Genomic DNA, 20,104 nt, shown 5'->3' with positions numbered 1-20,104 from the left:
AGGCGGAGCAGCGGGCAGGGGGATGTCAGGAAGCGGTGGGGGTCCAGTCGCCCAGCCAGTCGGCGACCTCCTGGCCGGTGGCCTGGGAGTCGCTCAGCTGGGGTCGGTCGCCGCTCGCGGCCCCGGACCCGGCGCCGGTGTTCTTGTACTCGGCGAACCGGTCGTCCTTCCAGGAGAAGCCGCTCATGTCGGTCCAGGGCGTGGTCTTGATCGCGGCGCTCAGGGTCGTGTTGCGGACGGTGGTCTGCGGGTCGAGGCTCGCGTCACCGCCGGCGTGCCAAGGGCGGCCGAGGTAGAAGCTGCGGTCCGAGACGTCGCCGTTCACCGTGGAGTTGGCGATCAGGATGCCCTTGCGGTTCGCGGCCGTGCTGGGGGCCGTGACATAGCCGGCCGAGGTGCCGTTCCAGCGCTTCTTCAGGGTGATGACGGACTTGTCGATCACCGCGGTGGCGCGGCCGAAGATGAAGTCGGTGTTGCCGACGACGTAGGAGTTGGCGATGTAGACGCGGCCCAGCTTGTCCTTGGACGCGGTGTCCACCAGCAGCGTGTCCTGGTCGCCGCTGACGATGACGCCGTCGAGGAAGATCCGGTCGGCGGAGGTGCGCAGGGCGACCGCCTGGTTGGCGATGTCCTGGTGGGCGGCCTCGTCGAAGTCGTTGGAGATGGTCAGGTTGCGGGCCTGGAAGTCGTCCGCGTCGACGGCGACGCTGGCGCTGCCGCCGGTGCCGTACGTGCCCCCGCCGGGCTTCGGCGTACCCGACGCGTTGTTGTAGACGATCGTGGTGTCCTTGCGGCTGCCGCCGGTGCCCTGGATGGTGACGTGCGGCTTGTTGGCCGGGACCTTGACCAGCTCCCGGTACGTGCCCGGCTTGACCGCGATCACGACGCGCGAGGGGTTGTTCGCCGGTACGGCGTTCACGGCGGCCTGCACGGTCGAGTACTGCCCGCTGCCGTCCTTGGCGACGGTGAGCGTGGTGACGGCGGCAGCCTTCGTGCTCGTGCTCGTGCTGCTCGTCGTGCCGATGGAAGTGCGGGGCCCCACGCCCGACTTGAGGAGGGCAGGCACGTCCGCGGCCTTGTCGAGGGTGTAGCCGTAGTACGTCTTCGGGTCCCAGGCCGCGCCGCTGCCGCCGCTCTCGTTCTTCCCGCTGGTCCCCGAGAACACGTTGCCGCGCTGGACGAGGGTGGCGGTGGCGTCCCGGACGACGGGGTTGGTCATGCCCTGGAAGTAGGAGTTCTCCAGGACCATGTTCGTCTTGCCGCGCGAGTAGTTGCCGTAGGAGGACTTGATGTCCGTCCCCGCCACGTCCTCCAGGAAGTTGTTGTACAGGTGCGCGTGGGCGACGTTGTCCGTGGAGGGGTTGCGCTGCTCGGTCTCGCGGATCCAGTTGTGGTGGATCGTGATGTCGGCGGTGACGTTGTCGGTCCAGCCGATGCCGAACGCCTTGTTCTCCTGACTTAGCTTGTTCCAGGAGACGGTCAGGTAGGTGGTGTCCTTGCGGCTGTCGATGAGCCCGTCGGCCATGTGCCGGATGTCGTTGTGGTCGATCCAGACGTGGTGCGCGCCGTCCATCTGGATGCCGTCGTAGTCGTGTTCCTTGTCGTTCCAGGTGCCCTGGTACGCATCCCGGATGGTCAGGTTCCGGATGATGACGTTGTGGACGCCCTGCCCGAGGAAGAAGCCGCCGCCGACGATCTGCCCGGACGTCCCGGACCCGACGATCGTCTTGTTCGACTGGACCTTGATCTCCTTCCCGACCGGGTTCATGTTGATCGCGGCCGCCACGACGATGACGTACGGCTCGCCGGCGGTCGCGTACTTCTCGAGATCGGCGAGGGTCTTCACGGTGACGGTCTTGCCGTCCCGGCCGCCGTAAGTGCCGTTCTGGCCCAGCGCGTTGACAGAGGCGAAGCCGTCGGCGACGGCGGTCGCCCAGGCGGGCGCGGCGGCGGTCGCGGCCGAGGCGTTCGCTTGCGCGTCCATGCCGAACAGGCCGACGTCCGTGCCGTAGGCGAGGGTGCCGGCGGCGGTGAGGGCGAGGGGGACACCGACGGCCAGCGCCCGCTTGCTTCTCCGATGACGAGGCTTGGCGGACGACTCGGGCGACGTGCGGCGGTGGTCGCTCATGCGGCGAACCTTTCCGTGCGGGGGGTTTGACTGCCCGTGAGTCGCCACCCCGTACGGAAAGGTTGCCGGTGTTCAGCAGTTCAGCTGCGTCCGTCCCGGCTGACCGCGACACGGAGGACGTCCCCCAGCGATTCCACCGCCCTGGTGAGCGCGAAGCGCACCGCTCGCTCGCCCGCCCCGGGATCGGCGAGCACGGCTCTGGCACCGCCGAGTACGTGTTCCGCCGAGGCGAGTTGAGCGGTTTCGACGTTGTCGGCGAGGAGGGAGAGACGGCTGTGGTCGTCGTCGGTGTCGAGGTAGCAGGGCTTGCCGTCGAGGCCGGTCCAGGGCAGGAGACGGAAGCCGCTCACGCGGAGGCCTCCTCTTCCCTGCGCCTCTCGAGCTCGTAGAGCTCTTGGACCCTTTCGAAGCTGAGGAGATGCGGGACCCGCTGCGGCCGCGGCGCGTCGACGGGGGTTGTCGGCAGCAGGCCCTGGCTGGGTGGTTCGGACTGGACGTCATGGTGCGGGTGCGGGTGCGGGTGCGGGTGCGGGTGCCGGGCGGGCGGCAGGATTCGCGCAAGTGTGCGCAGTAGCGACTCGCGAAAACCCGCGATACGTTCCCTCATGCTGGCGGTCCTTCTGAGTACGTCGGCCACGCCCCCGGGTCGAGTGCAGTCGACCGCGGGGGTTTCTGTCGTCTGCCGTGGCATTGGCCTGACGAGCGGTGATTACCGTTCGTGCCCTGATCGTCACAGCCGCGACGTACTCTGCGGAAGAGGTTCGGTGTTGCCTGGAGCGCCAGGCAACGGGGAGGGGTGACATGGCCGAAGTGGTTGACGGAGAACGGGAGTCGGGCCGGGCCGTACTGGGCCGAACGCTGAAGTTCCTCCGCGAGAAGGCGGGCAAGTCGCTGGGCCAGCTGGCCGACGACACCGGCTACGACAAGAGCTATCTGAGCCGCCTGGAGTCGGGCGAGCGACTGTCCAAGGTGACCGTCATGGAGGACCTGGACGGGTACTTCGGTGCCGGTGACCTGCTGGTTCGGCACTGGCATGCGGCGCGGTTGGATGCGTTCATGGACCAGTTCAAGAGGTTCATGGAGCTCGAGACGACTGCGCGGATCATGTGGAAGTTCGCGCTGGGTGTGCCTGGGCTTTTGCAGACCGAGGACTTCGCCAGGGAGGTGTTGTCTGGGCTCCAGACAACACCCGAGGACGACGAGTGGGTAGAGGAACAGGTTGCGGCTCGCATCGGACGGCAGTACCTGCTGCGGCAGAAGCCGGAACCCAACGTCCGCATCGTCATGGACGAGTTCGCGTTCCGGCGTCCCGCTGCCCTTCCGAAGACCTGGGAGGACCAGCTGCTCCGCATCGAGACCGTCGCGATGTGGCCGAACGTGACACTTCAGGTGCTGCCCTTCGCCGCCGGGGTACACCACCACATGCAGGGATCGCTGACGATGCTGTGGCAGAAGGACGGGAGCGGTGTTGCCTACACGGAAGGCAACACCGGGGGCGAGCTGACCGAGGAACCGGAGAGCGTCCTACGGCACCGGTTGTCCTACGATCGGCTCCGGGACCTGGCGTTGTCCCCGGCGGACTCGCTCGCGTTCCTCAGGGACGTACTGGAGGAGCACAGATCATGAAGCACACCCCCGATCTCAGCGTCGCCATTTGGCGCAAGTCGAGCTACAGCGCCGGTGGAGACAACAACTGCGTCGAGGTCGCCGACGGCTACCCCGGCATAGTCCCCGTCCGGGACAGCAAGGTCCCGGCCGTGCGCCCGCTGGTCTTCTCGGCGGAGGCCTGGTCGGCGTTCGTGAGCGATGCACGGGAGACGGTGTGACCCCTGATCTCAGCACCGCTGTGTGGCGCAAGTCGTCCTACAGCGCCGGTGGAGACAACAACTGCGTCGAGGTCGCCGACGGCTACCCCGGCATAGTCCCCGTCCGGGACAGCAAGACCCCGACGGCCCGCCCGCTGGTCTTTTCGGGCCCGTCCTGGTCCCGGTTCATGGCAGCGGTCAAGGGGGAGGCCGGTCCGCGCACATTCGGGTGACATATGCCGGAAGTGCTGATGTTCGAGGCGTCGCCGCCAACACGCTGGACCTCGTGACCACGACACGAACGACTGATCCACGGAGTGCGAGGCGGCTATGGTCGTAGACACAGAGTGTCGAAGGAGGACATCGAGCATGGTTGCCCACGCTGCAGAATCCGATTCGGCCGTCCCCTCCATGCCCGAGCGGACGCCGATGGCGCTGCGCAGGGCCATCGCTGAAGACGCCCCCGGCCTTCTCCCCGACTTCGACGCGCACTGGAAGCGGGCGATCGGTGACACGTACGACGTTGGTCCCGTGTCCGCGTTCCTGGCCCGCTGGTGGTGCGAATACGCAATTGCACGTGATCCGAAGCTCGACGCTCATGTGACCGAACTTCAGCACCGTGCGGCAGAGGCGACCGACATCGCTGAGGCGAAGGCTCTCCTCGAAGAGGTGGCGAAGATTCGCTACAGCGTGCGGGATTTGGAGCCTGGCGAGTGACCGACGAGTTCATGGGGCCGCCCTGGCAGATGGACTGGCGGCTCGATGCTCTCGCCAGCCGTGATGCACTGCCGGAGCGTGTACGGAAGATGGTCGACGAAGTTCGCGCCGAGCTGGTCATCGCGAAGGACCCGTATTTCCGCGGGATCGACACCGATCGCGACCTCCCGGAGACCATGTACGTCGAGCCGGTACGGTCCAGCGATCCCAAGGGACCGCGCATCGTGTATTTCGACAACCACTATGGCTGGCTGGTCTACACCTTCGTTCCACGCTCTGCGGATCCGCAGATCCTGGTGATGGAGGTCTTCTGGCAGGTTTACGAACTTCCTAAGGAACCTCCGGCGGAGGAGTAGGCGCCCCCGGCAGTCGTACCGTCGCCACCGTGCCGCCGCCCTCCGCGCGGGCCAGGGTGATCTCGCCGCCTGCCTGCTGCACCGTCCGCGCGACGATCGACAGGCCCAGGCCCGAGCCCGGTAGGGCCCGCGCGCTGGGGCTGCGCCAGAAGCGGTCGAAGACGTGCGGTAGTTCCTCGGTGGGGATGCCGGGGCCGTGGTCGCGGACGGTCAGGATGCCGCTGCCGAGCTCCACCTCGATCGTGCCGCCCTCGGGGCTGAACTTCACGGCGTTGTCGAGGATGTTCACGACCGCCCGCTCCAGGGCGGAGGGCTCCGCCCGGACGTACCAGGGCTGCAGGTCGGCGGTGATGGTGAGCTCCGGGCCGCGGAGCCGTGCCCGGCGCAGGGCGGACTCGACCGTGTCCTCCAGTGAGACCACCTGCACGCGTTCGCCGCGCTGGCCTTCCGAGCGGGAGAGTTCCTGCAGGTCGCCTATGAGGGCCGCCAGCTCCGTCATCTGCGCCTTCACGGAGGCGAGCAGCGCCTTGCGGTCCGCCTCGGGGATCGGACGGCCCGTCTCCTCGCTGCGGGTGAGGAGCTCGATGTTGGTGCGCAGGGAGGTGAGCGGAGTGCGTAGCTCGTGCCCGGCGTCCGCGATCAACTGCTGTTGCAGCTCACGGGAGTTGGCGAGGGAGGCGGTCATCGAGTTGAAGGACCGGGAGAGCCGGGCCACCTCGTCGTCGCTGTCGTCCTCGACGGGGATGCGGACGCTCAGGTCTTCGGTGCGGGCGACGTGCTCCACGGCTTCCGTGAGCTTGTCGACCGGTCGCAGACCCGCACGGGCGACTGCCAGACCGGCAGCTCCCGCGCCGAGGACGCCGATGCCGGAAACGAGGAGAAGGATGAGGGCCAGGTCATTGAGGGTTTTCTGGGTCTCCTTGAGGGAGACGCCGAGGACCAGCGCGTAGTCGGGGTAGAGCTGGGTGGCGGGTCCGAACCCCACCAGGAGGGGAGTGGTCCGTACGCGCACGTCGTTGCCGTCGGTGTCGGTGGTGTTGTGGAAGGTGTTCACACCGGGGGAGGGGTTTGCCGCCACGCTCCTGTCCCGCGCCGTGGCGTTGACCGTTCCCGCAGAATCGCTGAACACGCAGACGGTGCCGTCCGACTTCACCACCTGCACGTAGTAGTCCCTGGGGCGCATGCTGCCGGACGAATCACTCGCGTCCTTCGGACAGGCGGCCAGCAGGGCCGAGATCTCTTCCTGGTTCAGCCGCACGTTGGCACCGTCGAGCTGGTTGTCCACCTGGTCGTACAGCTTCCCCTGCACGATGAACCAGCACGTCACCGAGACCGCCGCCACCGCGAAAGCCACAGCGGCAGCGACCAGCATCGAGAGCCGGGCCCGAATGGGAAGGGTCCGCAGCCGTCGTAGGACCTTGTTCACTCCGCGCCGCCCTGTCGCAGGACATAACCCACGCCTCGCACGGTGTGCACGAGACGCGGCTCGCCTCCCGCTTCCGTCTTGCGCCGCAGGTACATCACGTACACGTCCAGCGAGTTGGACGACGGCTCGAAGTCGAAGCCCCAGACCGCCTTCAGGATCTGCTCCCGGGTGAGGACCTGACGCGGGTGCGCCATGAACATCTCCAGGAGCGTGAACTCGGTGCGGGTCAGTTCGACCGCGCGCCCGCCCCGCGTCACTTCCCGCGTCGCGAGGTCCATGCGCAGGTCGCCGAAGGTGAGGGCCTCGTCCTCCTCGACCGCGCCCGCGCCGGCCGCCGCCGCGTAGGAGCTGCGGCGGAGCAACGCCCGCACGCGGGCGAACAGCTCGTCGAGTTCGAACGGCTTGACCAGGTAGTCGTCCGCGCCGGCGTCCAGTCCCGTGACGCGGTCGCCGACCGTGTCGCGGGCCGTCAGCATCAGGATGGGGGTGGTGTCGCCCGCGCCGCGGATGCGGCGGGCCGCGGTGAGGCCGTCCATGCGGGGCATCTGGATGTCGAGGACCACCAGGTCGGGGCGGTAGGCCGTCGCCTTGTCCAGGGCGTCGGCGCCGTCGACCGCGACCTCCGTGTCGTAGCCCTCGAAGGCGAGGCTGCGCTGGAGTGCTTCGCGCACCGCCGGCTCGTCGTCGACGATCAGGATGCGCTGGGTGTCACGGTCGCCTTCGGCGGGGCTCATGGGCGTGGATTCCTCGGGTGCGGTGGGACGACGGGAGGCTGGACCTGCTGATCGTGCTGAGTGGCTTCAGCCTCGCACGGTTCCCGGTGTGCGCGTAAAGACCGGGTTGGGGTGAGATCAGCCGTGCAGCGCCGCGAGCCGGTTCAGCTGAACCTTGCGCAGGTGCGGGCGGGCGGGCGTGGTGCGCAGGCCCATCAGCTGCGGTGCCGTGAGCTGCGGGGCCGCCACCTCCGGCGCGCGGGTCGGCGCGACCGGCGGGTGCAGCTCGTACGCCACGTCGAGGGCCAGGCCGAGGTCGGCCGCACCGAAACCGGTCACCGTGTGCGAAACCTGCTTGATCTGCTTGATCTGCTGGATCATGACGTACTCCCTGACTGGGTGGTGGGTGGTCAGCTGTCGGAGCCGCCGGCCCGCAGCGTGGCGAGGTCTGACTTGACGGTGTTGATCGGGATGGCGAAGCCGAGGCCGACGCTGCCGGCGTCGGAGGAGGACGAGTCCGCCGCGGCGGAGTACATCGCGGAGTTGATGCCGACGATGTTGCCGCTGGCGTCGATGAGCGCGCCGCCGGAGTTGCCGGGGTTGAGGGAGGCGTCCGTCTGGAGCGCCTTGTACGTCGTCGTGGACGTGCCCGTGTCGCCGTTGAACTGCTGGCCGCCGAACTGGAACGGCCAGTTGCCGTCGCCGCCGCCCTGCTGCTGGCCCTGGCTCTCGTCGGTCGAGACGGTCACGTCCCGGCTCAGCGCGGAGATGATGCCGCTGGTGACGGTGCCGGTCAGGCCCTCGGGGGAGCCGATCGCCACGACCGTGTCGCCGACCTTGACGCCGTCGGAGTTCCCGAGGGTCGCCGCCTTCAGGCCGGAGGCGTTCTCCAGCTTGATCAGCGCGAGGTCCTTCTTGCTGTCGGTGCCGACGACCTTCGCGGTGTACGACTTGCCGTCGCTGGTCGTCACCTTGATCGAGTTCGCGCCCGAGATGACGTGGTTGTTGGTGACGACCTCGCCGCCGCTGGTGATGATCACACCGGAGCCGGTGGACGTTCCGTTGCTGAGCGTGGCGCTGACCTCGACGACGCTCGGGCTGACCGCCGCCGCGATGGTCGCCACGTCACCCGTCTTGCTGGAGGGCACCACGTTGGTGGTGGTGGACGAGGAGACCACCTCGTCCTTGCCGGTCAGCTCCTGGATGCCGTAGGCCGTGCCGCCGCCTATGGCCGCCGCGACGATCGCCACGGCGGCGAGCAGCGCGAGCGGACCGCGGGTGCGCTTCCTGCGCGGGGCGGGTTCGGCGGCGACCGGGATCTGGTGAGCGGTTCCGCCGCCGTGGCCGCCGTAGCCGCCGTGGTTGCCGTGGCCGCCATGGCCGTCGCCCTCGACGGGCTGGTACGCCGGCGGAGGCGGCCACTCCGGGTTCACCGGAGAAGCGTTCGCGCCCTCGTACGGGGCCTGGTACGGGTTCTCGAAGTTCTCGTACTCGCCGCTGCGGCGGATGCTCTCGGTCATGGAAGGAAGCTTGTCGCTCAACCATGAGAGCTTCCTGAGTGCTCCCTGAGAACGCCGCCAGAAGCTCGTTCGTCCGAAATAAAGACGGCCCCGCGCGGCTGCGCAGGCCTCTCAGACAAGCCTCATAAAGCCTGGCCGCAGGCCGTCGGAGGCTACTGACAGCCGCAGGACCTGCGGACCACCAGCCGCGACGGGAACACCTTCAGCCGCTCGCGCCGCGAGCCCACGACCCGCAGCCCGTCGTCCAGGACGAGGTCGACCGCCGCGCGGGCCATCGCCGAGCGGTCCGATGCAATCGTTGTCATGGGCGGGTCAGCGAGGCCGGCTTCCTTGATGTCGTCGAAGCCGATGACCGCCAGCTCGCCCGGCACGTCGATGCGCAGTTCGCGCGCCGCGCGCAGCATGCCGATCGCCTGGTCGTCGGTGGAGCAGAAGATCGCGGGCGGGCGCTGGGGCCCGGCGAGGATCTTCAGGGCGACCTGGTAGGCGTCGTAGCGGTTGTACGGCGCCTCGAAGAGGCGGCCCTCCGTGCTCAGCCCGGCCTCGTCCATCGCGCGCCGCCAGCCCTCGACGTGGTCGGAGACGGGGTCGCCGACCGCAGGGGTCTCGGCGGTGCCGCCGACACAGGCCACGTAGTCGTGGCCGTGCTCCAGGAGGTGGCGGACGGCGAGCTGGGCGCCGCCCAGGTCGTCGGTGACGACGGCGACGTCGTCGATCGCCTCGGGGCGTTCGTGCAGCAGCACCACGCGGGCGTCCCACGCGTCGATCTCGGCGGCCGCCTGGTCGTTCAGGGCGTGGCTGACGAGGATGAGGCCCGAGACGCGCATGCCGAGGAACGCCCGCAGATAGTGGACCTCGCGCTCGGCGACGTAGTCGGTGTTGCCGACCAGCACCATCTTTCCGCGCTCGGAGGCGGCCTGCTCGACCGCGTGCGCCATCTCCCCGAAGAACGGCTGACGGGCGTCCGGGATGATCAGGCCTATGAGGTCGGTGCGCCGGGACGCCATCGCCTGGGCGACCCGGTCGGGCCGGTACCCCAGCTCCTTGATGGCGGCGAGGACACGCTCGCGCGTGGCCGGGGCGACCGGCCGGGGTCCGTTGTTGATGACATAACTGACGACGGCGGTGGAAGTCCCCGCCAGCCGCGCCACATCATCCCGAGTCACCTTGGCCACGCGCGGAGTCTACGCGGATGGACCCGCCCTGGGCAGGGCATACGGAAGCTTCCTGTGCGGGAGCAATGCCCTTCCTGAGCGGGCGCTCGGGCCTACCGACGGGTACTACGCCTCCGCTGAGACCTCTTCGGCGTCCAGGGCGGTCGCGTTGTCCGCATCCTCCGCGTTTGACCGGTCCGACCGGTCCGACTTGGCCTTCGCGTCGTCCGTGGCCCGCTCCCCCTTCTCAGGGGTAACGAATCGATAACCCACGTTCCGCACGGTGCCGATCAGCGACTCGTGCTCCGGGCCGAGCTTCGCGCGCAGACGTCGTACGTGGACGTCGACCGTGCGGGTGCCGCCGAAGTAGTCGTAGCCCCAGACCTCCTGGAGCAACTGTGCACGTGTGAACACCCGGCCCGGGTGCTGGGCCAGGTACTTCAGCAGCTCGAACTCCTTGAAGGTGAGGTCGAGGACCCGGCCCTTCAGTTTCGCGCTGTACGTCGCCTCGTCGACCGACAGGTCGCCGTTGCGGATCTCCATCGGGGAGTCGTCGTTGACGATCTGCTGCCGGCCCATGGCCAGTCGCAGCCGCGCCTCGACCTCGGCCGGACCGGCGGTGTCGAGGAGGACGTCGTCGATGCCCCAGTCGGCGGTGACGGCGGCGAGGCCGCCCTCGGTGACGACGAGGATGAGCGGACAGCCGGGGCCCGTGGAGCGCAGCAGCTGGCACAGGCTGCGGACCTGGGGCAGGTCACGGCGTCCGTCGATGAGGATGACGTCGGCGCCTGGGGTGTCGACGAGGGCGGGGCCCTCCGCCGGAGCCACTCGCACGTTGTGCAGGAGCAGGCCGAGAGCGGGGAGCACCTCCGTCGACGGCTGGAGAGCGTTGGTCAGGAGCAGCAGAGAACTCATACGTCTGGTTCCTCCTCGGTCCCTGCGAGGACGTGGGCACTGCGGCACTGCACTAGGTCTGCGCTGCGTTCCCGGGGAGGCCGTACACCCGCGTCCACCTGGCATTTCCCACCCGGTCGCCGCTTTGTATACAACGCTTCCGAAAGCACAAAAGGACCCGGGGGCTACGCTGCCCGAGTCCTCTGTCCAGCAGAATAGCCCACATGAGCAGCAGTCCGGCAGGTCATGTGGCACGTTCCACCGTTCGTCCGAATTCCGAGACGGGCACGCGCACCCCATTGCGGACGTTTCTGCCCACCGGCGACGGGATTTCCATCGATTCCGTATACGAACCGGGTGAGGTCGTATACGACACCTCCGCGCCACCCACCGGTCATCCCGCGTTCGTGATCGCCCACGGGTTCACGGGCGACGTGGACCGCCCGCATGTGCGGCGCGTGGCGTCCGCCTTCGCCCGCCACGGGGCCGTCGTCACCTTCTCCTTCCGCGGGCACGGCCGCTCCGGCGGGCATTCCACCGTCGGCGACCGCGAGGTGCTCGACCTCGACGCCGCCGTGCGGTGGGCGCGCTCGCTCGGGCACGCGCGCGTGGCGACGGTCGGCTTCTCGATGGGCGGCTCGGTGGTCCTGCGGCACGCGGCGCTGCACGCGGGGACGGTGGACGCCGTCGTCTCCGTGAGCTCCCCCGCCCGCTGGTACTACCGCGGCACCGCCCCCATGCGACGCCTGCACTGGCTGGTCACCCGTCCCGAGGGCCGCCTGGTCGGCCGCTACGGCTTCCGCACCCGGATCCACCGCCGCGACTGGGACCCCGTACCGCTCTCTCCGGTCGAGGCGGTCCCGAAGATCGCCCCCACCCCGTTGCTGATCGTGCACGGCGACCAGGACGGCTACTTCCCCCTCGATCATCCCCGGATGCTCGCCGAGGCCGCCGGTGACCACGGCGAACTCTGGCTGGAGTCCGGCATGGGCCACGCCGAGCACGCGGCCGACGACGGCCTGCTGGCCCGGATCGGGGACTGGGCGGTCACGCGGGCGGGCTAGCCTGACCGTGTACACAGCCGATTGATTGAGGAACGAGATGCCCAAGGTCACGGTGCGCTACTGGGCGGCCGCCAAGGCCGCGGCCGGGGTCGCCGAGGAGCCGTTCGACGCCGACACCCTCGCCGAGGCCCTCGACGCCGCGCGTGCGCGACACCCCGGCGAACTCGTGCGTGTCCTGCAGCGATGCTCGTTCCTCGTCGACGGTGACCCCGTGGGCACCCGCGAACATGAGACGGTACGGCTGGCCGAAGGCGGCACGGTCGAGGTGCTCCCGCCGTTCGCAGGAGGGTGACGATGACCGACCAGCAGCCGTATCAGCCATACCAGCCGCATCAGCCGCATCAGGGGTACCAGCCACAACAGGGCTACCAGGGCTACGACGAGCAGGAGTGGCCCGGCCAGCAGCAGGGGCAGCAGGGGCAGGGCTACGACGACCCGAACCCGCAGGCTCACCTCCAGTACACGCAGCAGTGGCAGGGCGAGACCTGGGAGACGAGCGTCCAGCCGTCGGTCACCGCGGCCGACCCGGAGCGGACGGCCTACCTGCCGCCCCAGACGGGCGAGGCCCCGGCCTACGGCGACCCGCAGTCCGCGTACGGCGACTACGCCCACGGCTACGCGCCCGACGGCAACTGGCAGCAGCAGGCACCCGCTCAGGCACAGCAGCCGCAGGCCTACACACCCCCCGCACCGGCCCAGGCGCCCGCGCCGACACCGGCCCCGGCACCCGTACAAGCACACGCACACGCACAGCCTCAGGCGCCCGCGGCCGGAGCCACCGCCGCGACCTACGGGCCCGCCACCCTCGCCGGCAACGCCCGCATCACCGACGCCCAGCGGGCCCGCCTGGAGGGCCGTTCGCCGATCATCGAGCCGGGGATGCAGCCCGCCGCGCTCACCGCGCTCCTCGGGCTCCTCCTCTCCGGCACGGCGGCGATCGGCTCGTACGCGCTTCTCGTCCCGCTCGTCGTGCTGCAGGCCGTCACGGCGGCGGGCTGGTTCCGGCTGAACGGCATGTGGCCGGCCCGGCAGGGCATCGCGCTGGCCTTCCTGGGCGCGCTGGTCTCGGACGTCGCGCTCCTCGCGGCCGGCCGCGAGAACGCGCCCGCCGCGATCCTCGGCTCCCTCGGCGTCTGGGTGCTGCTCTGCCTCGTCCTCCAGCTGCGCTCGCACGCCGACCCCGACGAGCGCATGTACGGCCTGATGGCGACCGTCGCCTCCTCGGCGCTCGCCATCCTCGCCACCGGGCACCTCGGCGCCGAGCCGGACGCGGTGACGGTCGGCGCGGCCGCGGTCGCGGTGGCCGTCCTGGCGCGGGCGCTGCCGCTGCCCACCCCGGCCTCCGTCGTCGTGGCCCTGCTCGCCGCGGCGGGCGCGGGCATCGCGGTCGGGGAGATGACCGGGCTGGGCGCGAAGGGCGCGCTGCTCGGCGCGGGCGCGGCGGTCTGCGCGCTCATCGGCCACCGGGTCGCGAGCTACGACTACCCCTCCCGCTTCGTCCACTTCACGGCGGGCGTGGCCCTGCCGCTGGCCGCGGCGGCGCCGGCGGTGTACGTGCTGGGGCGGGCGCTGGCGTAAGGAGGTAAGAGGCGGTAAGGGTCTGTCACAGGTGATCGACAATTCGGTGGACGCCCTTCCGCGGCGGGTTACCTTGAACCCTCGTCAGTGATGTCAGGTGTCAGGGGGAACCACCGCATGCGTGCGCTTCGAATACTGCTGGTCGTCGTCGTGATCCTGGGCGGCCTGTTCGTGCTCGCGGACCGGCTGGCCGTGAACTTCGCGGAGAGCGAGGCGGCCGACAAGCTGAAGGCCAACGAGGGCCTCGCCACCACCCCGGACGTCTCCATCAAGGGCTTCCCGTTCCTCACCCAGGTCGTCGGCGGCTCGCTGGACGACGTCGAGGTCGGCATCAAGGACTACGAGGCCGCCACCGGCACCAGCGGCCAGACGATCCGCATCGACGACCTCCAGGCCGACATGAAGGGCGTCGACTTCTCCGGCGACTACAGCTCCGCCACCGCGGCCAGCGCCACCGGCACCGCGTCCATCACCTACGCCGAGCTGCTGAAGACGGCGAAGTCCGAGCCGACGCAGGTGGTGCAGGGCGTCACCGCCAACGTCATCGGCCTCTCCGACGGCGGCAACGGCAAGATCAAGGTCGCCGTCGAGGCCACCGTCCTCGGCACCAAGCTGCCGCAGCCCGTGTACGTCCTCAGCACGGTCACCGTCTCGGGCGACACCGTTCGGGTGCACGCCGACTCGCTGCCCAGCTTCGGCGGGGTCCGGGCCGCCGAGAACGAGGTGCGCTCGATCACCGACTTCGAGCAGAAGATCGACGACCTGCCCGGCGGGATCAAGCTCGACAAGGTCGTGGCCGCGAAGAACGGTGTGGAGATCTCGGTGAAGGGTTCGAACGTCAGGCTGGCCGGGTAAGGCTGATCCTTGGCCAACCCTTTGGTGGACAGCAGATGTCCGACAGGCGAGACGCCGCCGTCCGCACCGTAGATGTGATGACGGATACAAGCGCCCGGAAGCCGCGCACCGACGGCCCGGGCGCTTTGCGTGTCCCAACATGCGGACGATCGCATCTCACCATTCGGAGTGCTGGTGACACGCCCGCCTGTCCGTCCCTACGATCGAGGACATGATGCAGCGACAGGCGGATCTCACGAAGCGGCGGGCAGTAGACCTGTGCCGCGTCGCCGCCATGCTCTGTCGCCCCTTCTGAGCGGAAGCGCCGCCGGCCTTCCGCGCCTCCCGGCGCCCTCACCCGAGGGCATCCGTGCGCCGGCCGCCGGCGAGACCCGGTCGCGCACCCCCTTTCTTGCACACCCCCGCCGCAACTGCCCCGGAGGAGAACGAGCATGAGCCGCAGCGACGTCCTGGTCGACGCCGACTGGGTCGAGGCCAACCTCGACAACGCCGACATCGCCATCGTCGAGGTCGACGAGGACACGTCCGCGTACGAGAAGAACCACATCCGGAACGCCATCCGGATCGACTGGACCAAGGACCTGCAGGACCCGGTCCGCCGTGACTTCATCGACCAGGAGGGCTTCGAGAAGCTCCTGTCGGCGAAGGGCATCGCCAACGACACGCTGGTGATCCTGTACGGCGGCAACAACAACTGGTTCGCGTCCTACGCCTACTGGTACTTCAAGCTGTACGGCCACGAGAACGTCAAGCTTCTCGACGGTGGCCGCAAGAAGTGGGAGCTGGACGCCCGCGAGCTGGTCGAGGAGGTGCCCGAGCGCGCCGAGACCTCCTACCAGGCCAAGCCGCAGGACAAGTCCATCCGCGCCTTCCGCGACGACGTCGTGGCGGCCATCGGTTCGCAGAACCTGGTCGACGTGCGGTCGCCCGACGAGTTCAGCGGCAAGCTGCTCGCGCCGGCCCACCTCCCGCAGGAGCAGTCGCAGCGTCCGGGCCACGTCCCGTCCGCCCGCAACATCCCGTGGTCGAAGAACGCCAACGACGACGGCACCTTCAAGTCGGACGACGAGCTCAAGGAGCTCTACGCCGACGAGCAGGTCGACCTGGCCAAGGATACGATCGCGTACTGCCGCATCGGCGAGCGCTCGGCCCTGACCTGGTTCGTGCTGCACGAGCTGCTGGGCGTGGAGAACGTCAAGAACTACGACGGCTCCTGGACCGAGTACGGCTCCCTGGTCGGCGTCCCGATCGAGCTCGGCGCCAACAAGTAAGACCGCCCCTTTCAACGACCTCTGGAGAAGCACATGTGTGGAGCGAAGGCCGGCGGCCCCGACGCCTCGACGATCAAGCCCGGTGAGACCACGATCCAGGGCCAGGTGACCCGCGACGGCGAGCCGGTGGTGGGCTACGTCCGCCTCCTGGACTCGACCGGCGAGTTCACCGCGGAGGTCCCCACCTCCGCCACCGGACAGTTCCGCTTCTACGCGGCCGAGGGCACCTGGACCGTCCGCGCCCTCGTTCCCGGCGCCACCGCCGACCGCACGGTCGTCGCCCAGCAGGGCGGCCTCGCGGAGGTCGCGATCGCGGTCTGAGCACGACGGAAGGGCCGTACCCCATGGGTGGACACCCGGGGTGCGGCCCTTCCGGCCTGTCCAGGCCTACCCTGAAGGTATGTACGCCCGCCGTCGGCACGTCTACTTCGCCATGATGGGGACCTGCATCGGGTTGTTCGTCCTGGCGTGGGGAGTCGTGCGCATCTGGTCGATCCCCGTGGCCGTCGGGATGTGTGTGGTGGCCATGGTCATTCCGCCGCTCGCCGCGATGGTCGCCAACCGGCGAGGCCCCGAGGACCGCTGGTGGGACGACCCCTCGGGCGACCCGAAGTCCGACGAGTGGTGGGACGAGCTGGACGGCAAGAGACGCCGCCCCCAGGACAGGCCCTAGTGCAGGACAGGCCTTAGTAACAGGACAGGCCTTAGTAGACGAGGGCCTGCGTGTCGTCTCCCAGCGCCTCCTGTACGAACACCTGTGCGCCCGCGATCCGTACGCCCTCGAGGACGTCCTTCTCCGTGATGTCCCGGCGGGCCGCGCACTGGGTGCACAGGGTGAGGCGGCCGCCCGCGAGGATCGAGTCGATCAGGTCGGGCAGCGGGGCCGCGTGCGGCAGCTCGAACTCGGCGGCCCGGCCCGGCAGCGCGAACCAGGAGGACTCCCCGGTCAGCCACAGGGAGACCTCGACCCCGCTGGCCACGGCCACCGCCGCGACCGTGAACGCCTGAGAGCACCGCTCGGGGGCATCGGCCCCCGCCGTCACCTTGATCACGAGCTTCTTCGACATGACTGAATCGTAATCAACTCCCTTACAACTGCCGGTGTTGACCATGGGTGTCCTCTGGAGCGCGTTGCGGAACGCGCTCTTCACACTTCTGAGGGGGATGTTGTGGAAGGTCCGGAAAGGGTCGAAGAGGCTGAACCGTCCAGCCCTCGCCCCGGTCCCCGCCCCCGTGGCCGTACGACGCTGATGATCGCCGGGGCCGCCGTGCTCGGCATCGTCGCCGGCGCCTGCACCGGTTACCTGATCCAGGCCGACCGGGCGCCCACCGCTCTGCCGCCGCTCTCCCAGCCCGTCGTCGGACAGGCCAAGGGCGAGGTCGAGCCGCTGTCGGCGGCGCAGGACCGCCGACGACGAGTTCCGCCGCGCGGCCACCTCCGCGTGGCGGGTGGGGGACTTGTACGTCAAGATCCAGCTCGTGCAGTTCCGCCAGGAGAGCAAGCCGGCGGCGGCCGACTGGGCCGAGAGCGGCCGTGACTGGGCCGGCGGGCAGGACGACACCCGCAGTTGGCCCGTCCCCGGCACGGGGGACGGCAACGGGATGGCGTACGTGCACGACACAGCGGAGAGCGTGGCAGGCCGGGTCGGGCTGTACACGGCCGAGGCCCCGGACGTCGCGCCTACGTCTACAACGAGGTGAAGCCGTACGGCGCGGAGCACCTCCGGCAGGCCTACCTGCGCGCCGGCGACGTCATCGCCGTCGTCCTGCAGTCCCGCCAGGGCACTGCGGCGGCCGTCCCCTTCCAGCAGACGGTCGCCCTGCAGAGCCAGCTGCTGGACTGACCCCCGCCCCCCACCGTGAGGGCGTACCTGACAAGGAGGGCCGGACCCCGGCCGCGTAAGCTGGGGTCCGGCCTTGTTGTCCGTACGGAACCGACACGCTCATCCGAGGAGCACCCCGTGGAGATCTTCTTCGAAACCCTGCTGGTCCTGGTCTGCGTCGGTGTCCTCGCCTTCGCGGGTCTGACCGTGAAGAAGCTGTACCAGGGCCAGCGCTGATCCACCCGAGGAACTGCCACTCATGATCGAGATTCCGTCCGACCTCCACAAGGACCTCGTCCCCCTCGCCTTTCTGCTGGGCGCCTGGGCGGGCGCGGGCGTGCATGACTTCCCCGGTTCGGAGAAGTGCAACTTCGGGCAGGAGGTCACCTTCGGTCACGACGGCCGGGACTTCCTGGAGTACCACTCCCACACCTGGGTCCTGGACAACGACGGCAACAAGGTCCGGCCCCTGGAGTCGGAGTCCGGCTTCTGGCGCATCGACGCCGACCGCAAGGTCGAGGTGACCATGGTCCGCGACGACGGCGTGGTCGAGATCTGGTACGGCGACCTGGCCGCCAAGAAGCCGCAGATCGACCTGGTCACGGACGCGGTGGCCCGCACGGCCGCCTCCGGCCCCTACACCGGCGGCAAGCGTCTGTACGGCTACGTGAAGAGCGACCTCATGTGGGTCGGCGAGAAGCAGACCCCCGAGGTCGAGCTGCGCCCCTACATGTCGGCCCACCTGAAGAAGGTCGTCACCCCGGAGGACGTCGAACGCTGGGCGAAGGCCCTGCCGGACGACATGCCGGACGACGGAATCGCCTTCTTCAAGTAGTCCCGGACGGTCCTAGACTCTTCGGTGTGGTGAACACTGGAAGCACCGACTGGAAGAGCGATCTGCGGCAGCGCGGCTACCGGCTGACCCCGCAGCGGCAACTCGTGCTCGAAGCCGTGGACACCCTGGAGCACGCGACCCCCGACGACATCCTCGTGGAAGTGAGGAAGACGGCGTCGGGGGTCAACATTTCCACCGTGTACCGGACCCTGGAGCTCCTTGAGGAGCTCGGGCTGGTCAGCCACGCCCACCTGGGGCACGGCGCGCCGACCTATCACCTGGCCGACCGGCACCACCACCTCCATCTGGTCTGCCGGGACTGCCAGAACGTCATCGAGGCGGACGTCCAGGTGGCCGCCGAGTTCACGGCCAAGCTGCGCGGGACGTTCGGCTTCGAGACCGACATGAAGCACTTCGCGATCTTCGGCCGCTGTAAGGACTGCTCCCTCAAGGCTTCAACTACCGAGTCGTAGGCTTAGGCGTATGAAGAGCCCTCTGCTGTCCCTGCCCGGCGCCGTCCCCGCCGAGGGTGTGGACGAAGGCGTCGCCGGCCACTACGGCGACCTGTTCCGCGAGCAGCGTGCCCTCGCCGACGGCGCCGGTTTCGTCGACCTCTCGCACCGCGGGGTCGTCGCCGTCACCGGCGACGACCGGCTGAGCTGGCTGCACCTGCTGCTCACCCAGCACGTCACCGACCTTCCCGTCGGCCAGGCCGCCGAGGCGCTGATCCTCTCCGCGCACGGCCACATCGAGCACGCGCTCTACCTGGTGGACGACGGGGAGACGGTCTGGGCGCACGTCGAGCCCGGCACCCAGGACGCGCTGATCGCGTACCTGGAGTCGATGAAGTTCTTCTACCGGGTCGAGGTCGCCGACCGGACGGCGGACCTCGCGGTCGTCCACCTCCCGGCGGGGTCGATCGCGCCCGTCCCGCCCGGCGTCGTCGTCCGCGAGACCGCCTACGGCCGCGACCTCTTCCTCCCTCGCGTGGACCTGGAGTCGTACGCCGACCAGGCCGGTCCGCCGGTCGGGATCCTCGCGCTGGAGGCGCTGCGCGTCGAGCAGCACCGTCCGCGCCTCGGCTTCGAGACCGACCACCGCACCATCCCGCACGAGCTGGGCTGGATCGGCACGGCGGTGCATCTGCAGAAGGGCTGCTACCGGGGGCAGGAGACCGTCGCCCGGGTGCAGAACCTGGGCAAGCCGCCCCGGCGCCTGGTCTTCCTGCATCTCGACGGCAGCGAGGTGCACCTTCCGGTCGCCGGCACCGAGCTCCGGGTCGCCGACGAGGACCCCGACGGCCGCAAGATCGGCTTCATCACCACGTCCGCCCGCCACCACGAGCTCGGCCCGGTGGCCCTGGCCCTGGTGAAGCGCAACGTTCCGGTGGACGCCCCGTTGCTGGCCGGCACGACGGCAGCGGCCCAGGAAGTCATCGTCGAACCTTAGTTCCCGGTCCTGGGCCAGCCCGCTGCTACGTCTCGGTCTACATCTCGATCAGGACGGTGAACGGGCCGTCGTTCGTCAGCGACACGCGCATCTGCGCGCCGAACCGGCCCGTCGCCACCGTCGCGCCCAGGGCGCGCAGTTGCGCGACGACCTCGTCGACGAGGGGCTCGGCGACCTCGCCGGGGGCGGCCGCGTTCCACGTGGGGCGGCGGCCCTTACGGGCGTCGCCGTAGAGCGTGAACTGGCTGATCACCAGCAGCGGGGCGTCGATGTCGCTGCACGACCTCTCGTCCTGCAGCATGCGGATCGACCAGAGTTTGCGGGCGAGCTGGGCCGCCTTCTCCTTGGTGTCCTCGTGGGTGACACCGACCAGGACGCACAGGCCCTCGCCGCTGATCTCCCCGACCGTCTCGCCGTCCACGACGACGCTCGCGCCGTCCACTCTCTGCACCACCGCTCGCATGCGGACCATGATGCCGGGTCCCCGGCGCGCACTCGTGGGGGGCCCATTTTTGA

The 20,104-nt window shown here is 69.4% G+C and carries 30 protein-coding genes; 20 read left to right on the top strand and 10 right to left on the bottom strand.

Translation table 11 applies throughout. The annotated features are described in order from the left end of the window. Positions 1 to 25: 25 nt before the first annotated feature. Complete coding sequence (locus tag ACIBAF_RS34435) at positions 26 to 2,128, bottom strand: pectinesterase family protein (RefSeq protein WP_399468124.1); 2,103 nt, start codon at positions 2,126 to 2,128, stop codon at positions 26 to 28. Positions 2,129 to 2,208: 80 nt separating this feature from the next. Next, positions 2,209 to 2,478: a hypothetical protein gene (locus ACIBAF_RS34430; RefSeq protein WP_399468123.1), complete on the bottom strand. Its 270-nt coding sequence runs from the start codon at positions 2,476 to 2,478 to the stop codon at positions 2,209 to 2,211. Positions 2,479 to 2,546: 68 nt separating this feature from the next. Here ACIBAF_RS34430 and ACIBAF_RS34425 point away from each other — a divergent pair, with 68 nt between their 5' ends. From ACIBAF_RS34425 to ACIBAF_RS34400, 6 genes are all read left to right on the top strand, one after another. Continuing rightward, complete coding sequence (locus tag ACIBAF_RS34425; RefSeq protein WP_399468122.1) at positions 2,547 to 2,702, top strand: hypothetical protein; 156 nt, start codon at positions 2,547 to 2,549, stop codon at positions 2,700 to 2,702. Between the two features lie 227 nt (positions 2,703 to 2,929). Beyond that, positions 2,930 to 3,754, top strand: coding sequence for a helix-turn-helix domain-containing protein (locus ACIBAF_RS34420; RefSeq protein WP_399468151.1), 825 nt, complete (start codon positions 2,930 to 2,932; stop codon positions 3,752 to 3,754). After that, positions 3,751 to 3,954: a DUF397 domain-containing protein gene (locus ACIBAF_RS34415; RefSeq protein WP_399468121.1), complete on the top strand. Its 204-nt coding sequence runs from the start codon at positions 3,751 to 3,753 to the stop codon at positions 3,952 to 3,954. The genes ACIBAF_RS34420 and ACIBAF_RS34415 overlap by 4 nt, the downstream gene beginning before the upstream one ends. Next, a complete protein-coding gene (locus tag ACIBAF_RS34410) occupies positions 3,951 to 4,166 on the top strand; it encodes a DUF397 domain-containing protein (RefSeq protein ID WP_399468120.1) in 216 nt (71 codons plus the stop codon). The genes ACIBAF_RS34415 and ACIBAF_RS34410 overlap by 4 nt, the downstream gene beginning before the upstream one ends. A gap of 136 nt (positions 4,167 to 4,302) precedes the next feature. Beyond that, positions 4,303 to 4,650, top strand: a complete 348-nt coding sequence (locus ACIBAF_RS34405) for a DUF6247 family protein (protein ID WP_334578861.1) — start codon at positions 4,303 to 4,305, stop codon at positions 4,648 to 4,650. Then, positions 4,647 to 5,006, top strand: a complete 360-nt coding sequence (locus ACIBAF_RS34400; protein WP_399468119.1) for a hypothetical protein — start codon at positions 4,647 to 4,649, stop codon at positions 5,004 to 5,006. The genes ACIBAF_RS34405 and ACIBAF_RS34400 overlap by 4 nt, the downstream gene beginning before the upstream one ends. Here ACIBAF_RS34400 and ACIBAF_RS34395 read toward each other — a convergent pair. The 6 genes from ACIBAF_RS34395 to ACIBAF_RS34370 form a co-directional block, all read right to left on the bottom strand. Next, the gene (locus ACIBAF_RS34395) at positions 4,981 to 6,432 is read right to left on the bottom strand and encodes an ATP-binding protein (protein ID WP_399468118.1); all 1,452 of its coding nucleotides are present in this window, start codon (positions 6,430 to 6,432) and stop codon (positions 4,981 to 4,983) included. The genes ACIBAF_RS34400 and ACIBAF_RS34395 overlap by 26 nt on opposite strands. Beyond that, on the bottom strand, positions 6,429 to 7,166 hold the full coding sequence (locus ACIBAF_RS34390) for a response regulator transcription factor (protein ID WP_399468117.1): 738 nt from the start codon (positions 7,164 to 7,166) through the stop codon (positions 6,429 to 6,431). The genes ACIBAF_RS34395 and ACIBAF_RS34390 overlap by 4 nt, the downstream gene beginning before the upstream one ends. A 117-nt stretch (positions 7,167 to 7,283) precedes the next feature. After that, positions 7,284 to 7,526, bottom strand: coding sequence for a hypothetical protein (locus tag ACIBAF_RS34385; protein WP_399468116.1), 243 nt, complete (start codon positions 7,524 to 7,526; stop codon positions 7,284 to 7,286). A 29-nt stretch (positions 7,527 to 7,555) separates the two neighbouring features. Continuing rightward, the gene (locus ACIBAF_RS34380; RefSeq protein ID WP_399468115.1) at positions 7,556 to 8,665 is read right to left on the bottom strand and encodes a S1C family serine protease; all 1,110 of its coding nucleotides are present in this window, start codon (positions 8,663 to 8,665) and stop codon (positions 7,556 to 7,558) included. A 152-nt stretch (positions 8,666 to 8,817) separates the two neighbouring features. Beyond that, positions 8,818 to 9,840: a LacI family DNA-binding transcriptional regulator gene (locus ACIBAF_RS34375; protein ID WP_399468114.1), complete on the bottom strand. Its 1,023-nt coding sequence runs from the start codon at positions 9,838 to 9,840 to the stop codon at positions 8,818 to 8,820. 105 nt (positions 9,841 to 9,945) lie between these two features. Then, positions 9,946 to 10,734, bottom strand: coding sequence for a winged-helix domain-containing protein (locus tag ACIBAF_RS34370; protein WP_399468113.1), 789 nt, complete (start codon positions 10,732 to 10,734; stop codon positions 9,946 to 9,948). Positions 10,735 to 10,937: 203 nt separating this feature from the next. Between ACIBAF_RS34370 and ACIBAF_RS34365 the strand changes: the two genes are divergently transcribed. The 8 genes from ACIBAF_RS34365 to ACIBAF_RS34330 all read left to right on the top strand — a co-directional run bounded on the left by ACIBAF_RS34365 (position 10,938) and on the right by ACIBAF_RS34330 (position 16,154). Then, positions 10,938 to 11,777 carry an alpha/beta hydrolase gene (locus tag ACIBAF_RS34365; protein ID WP_399468112.1) on the top strand — a complete coding sequence of 280 codons (840 nt, stop codon included), beginning with the start codon at positions 10,938 to 10,940 and terminating at the stop codon, positions 11,775 to 11,777. A 37-nt stretch (positions 11,778 to 11,814) separates the two neighbouring features. Further along, positions 11,815 to 12,069 (top strand): MoaD/ThiS family protein, encoded by a 255-nt coding sequence (locus tag ACIBAF_RS34360; protein ID WP_399468111.1) that lies wholly within the window; start codon positions 11,815 to 11,817, stop codon positions 12,067 to 12,069. A 2-nt stretch (positions 12,070 to 12,071) separates the two neighbouring features. Further along, positions 12,072 to 13,355: a hypothetical protein gene (locus ACIBAF_RS34355; protein ID WP_399468110.1), complete on the top strand. Its 1,284-nt coding sequence runs from the start codon at positions 12,072 to 12,074 to the stop codon at positions 13,353 to 13,355. Between the two features lie 117 nt (positions 13,356 to 13,472). Further along, positions 13,473 to 14,210: a DUF2993 domain-containing protein gene (locus ACIBAF_RS34350; RefSeq protein WP_399468109.1), complete on the top strand. Its 738-nt coding sequence runs from the start codon at positions 13,473 to 13,475 to the stop codon at positions 14,208 to 14,210. Positions 14,211 to 14,421: 211 nt separating this feature from the next. Next, positions 14,422 to 14,505, top strand: a complete 84-nt coding sequence (locus ACIBAF_RS34345; protein ID WP_350818853.1) for an Ms5788A family Cys-rich leader peptide — start codon at positions 14,422 to 14,424, stop codon at positions 14,503 to 14,505. A 136-nt stretch (positions 14,506 to 14,641) separates the two neighbouring features. Continuing rightward, positions 14,642 to 15,481: a sulfurtransferase gene (locus ACIBAF_RS34340; protein ID WP_399468108.1), complete on the top strand. Its 840-nt coding sequence runs from the start codon at positions 14,642 to 14,644 to the stop codon at positions 15,479 to 15,481. Positions 15,482 to 15,514: 33 nt separating this feature from the next. Then, positions 15,515 to 15,802 (top strand): DUF1416 domain-containing protein, encoded by a 288-nt coding sequence (locus ACIBAF_RS34335; RefSeq protein ID WP_020122955.1) that lies wholly within the window; start codon positions 15,515 to 15,517, stop codon positions 15,800 to 15,802. A gap of 79 nt (positions 15,803 to 15,881) precedes the next feature. After that, on the top strand, positions 15,882 to 16,154 hold the full coding sequence (locus ACIBAF_RS34330) for a DUF3099 domain-containing protein (protein WP_399468107.1): 273 nt from the start codon (positions 15,882 to 15,884) through the stop codon (positions 16,152 to 16,154). A gap of 31 nt (positions 16,155 to 16,185) precedes the next feature. Here the strand turns inward: ACIBAF_RS34330 and ACIBAF_RS34325 are convergent, their stop codons facing one another. Then, positions 16,186 to 16,548, bottom strand: a complete 363-nt coding sequence (locus tag ACIBAF_RS34325; RefSeq protein ID WP_399468106.1) for a DsrE family protein — start codon at positions 16,546 to 16,548, stop codon at positions 16,186 to 16,188. A 183-nt stretch (positions 16,549 to 16,731) separates the two neighbouring features. On the opposite strand from ACIBAF_RS34325, the gene ACIBAF_RS34320 reads away from it, so the two are divergent. The 6 genes from ACIBAF_RS34320 to ACIBAF_RS34295 all read left to right on the top strand — a co-directional run bounded on the left by ACIBAF_RS34320 (position 16,732) and on the right by ACIBAF_RS34295 (position 19,588). After that, positions 16,732 to 17,019 (top strand): hypothetical protein, encoded by a 288-nt coding sequence (locus tag ACIBAF_RS34320; protein ID WP_399468105.1) that lies wholly within the window; start codon positions 16,732 to 16,734, stop codon positions 17,017 to 17,019. After that, positions 16,940 to 17,182, top strand: coding sequence for a hypothetical protein (locus ACIBAF_RS34315; RefSeq protein ID WP_399468154.1), 243 nt, complete (start codon positions 16,940 to 16,942; stop codon positions 17,180 to 17,182). The genes ACIBAF_RS34320 and ACIBAF_RS34315 overlap by 80 nt, the downstream gene beginning before the upstream one ends. Then, on the top strand, positions 17,179 to 17,325 hold the full coding sequence (locus ACIBAF_RS34310; RefSeq protein ID WP_399468153.1) for a hypothetical protein: 147 nt from the start codon (positions 17,179 to 17,181) through the stop codon (positions 17,323 to 17,325). Before ACIBAF_RS34315 ends, ACIBAF_RS34310 begins: the two co-directional genes overlap by 4 nt. A 238-nt stretch (positions 17,326 to 17,563) precedes the next feature. Beyond that, entirely contained in the window at positions 17,564 to 18,139 is a 576-nt protein-coding gene (locus tag ACIBAF_RS34305; RefSeq protein ID WP_399468104.1) for an FABP family protein, read from the top strand. 26 nt (positions 18,140 to 18,165) lie between these two features. After that, positions 18,166 to 18,612: a Fur family transcriptional regulator gene (locus ACIBAF_RS34300; protein ID WP_399468103.1), complete on the top strand. Its 447-nt coding sequence runs from the start codon at positions 18,166 to 18,168 to the stop codon at positions 18,610 to 18,612. A gap of 10 nt (positions 18,613 to 18,622) precedes the next feature. After that, positions 18,623 to 19,588, top strand: coding sequence for a YgfZ/GcvT domain-containing protein (locus ACIBAF_RS34295; RefSeq protein ID WP_399468102.1), 966 nt, complete (start codon positions 18,623 to 18,625; stop codon positions 19,586 to 19,588). 37 nt (positions 19,589 to 19,625) lie between these two features. On the opposite strand, the gene dtd is transcribed toward ACIBAF_RS34295, so the two are convergent. Then, positions 19,626 to 20,051, bottom strand: a complete 426-nt coding sequence (gene dtd / locus ACIBAF_RS34290; protein WP_399468150.1) for a D-aminoacyl-tRNA deacylase — start codon at positions 20,049 to 20,051, stop codon at positions 19,626 to 19,628. Between the last annotated feature and the right edge of the window lie 53 nt (positions 20,052 to 20,104).

This window comes from Streptomyces sp. NPDC051677 (genome assembly GCF_044453465.1).
Classification (GTDB): Bacteria; Actinomycetota; Actinomycetes; order Streptomycetales; family Streptomycetaceae; genus Streptomyces.
The sequence above is the reverse complement of the archived record's forward strand: the minus strand, read 5'-3'. Positions and strand labels throughout refer to the sequence as shown.